Annotated in this window: 1 protein-coding gene; it reads left to right on the plus strand. The window is 43.6% G+C overall.

Annotated elements, in window-relative coordinates:
- A partial coding sequence (locus A3766_RS30345) for a hypothetical protein (protein ID WP_197479310.1) occupies nt 1–686 on the plus strand: 686 nt, incomplete at its 5' end.
- Between the last annotated feature and the right edge of the window lie 109 nt (nt 687–795).

Below are 795 nucleotides of genomic sequence, written 5' to 3' on the forward strand. Positions count from 1 at the left end.
TTCCTACTGGCGCAAACTGGTGGGATAGTAGCGTCTCAATGGCTACGGCAAAGCAGGTTTCGCGTGAATCCAGTGTATTTCGCTATGCTAAATACAATCGAGTTAGACTCGATGTATATTGTCTAAGTATGGGCGGGAATGATTTATTCGCTGGCTTAAAGTTTATCCTTAAAGATTATGATGATAAAAATCAATCGCCTTCAGAGTGCTTTAATTCAGGGAAAGAGCGCTTACTTCAAAACATCAGAGATGATTATCATAAGGTATTGAGAGACCGAGACCGATATCTACCTAGCGTGCCTGTCCTTGCGCATTGTTATGCGTCGCCAGATCAACGCCAGCGAGGCTTCAAGTTGGCATTCCTAAAGGCCGGGCCTTGGATAAAAACAGCATTTGATGCGAAAGCTTATCCACCTATGCTTACTTCTAATATAGATAACTGTATAAGGAGGCGGGCGATTCGCTATCTGCATGCGCAGCTTTCTGAAACAATTATAGGCGCAATGGGGCAATATCAGAATACGCTAAGTTATGATGCTTTTGGTCGGGGAGTAGACTTGTCAGCAGCAAAATATTGGGATGATGAAATTCATTTAAGCCCGAAAGGGTGGATTATGTACGCGAAAGATATGCAAGAGTATATGATCGAAAATGGTCTAGATATTAGAGCGTTGAAGAGGAGGTGAAGAGCTAAGCGGATAGTTATAGCTTAGCTCTTCAGATAGAGCGCTAGCTCAAGTTAGCAGCAAGAAGAGCCGCCGTCACCTGTTTCGAATATAGGGTCACCATCGAAGG

It is taken from the genome of Oleiphilus sp. HI0132, assembly GCF_001635845.1.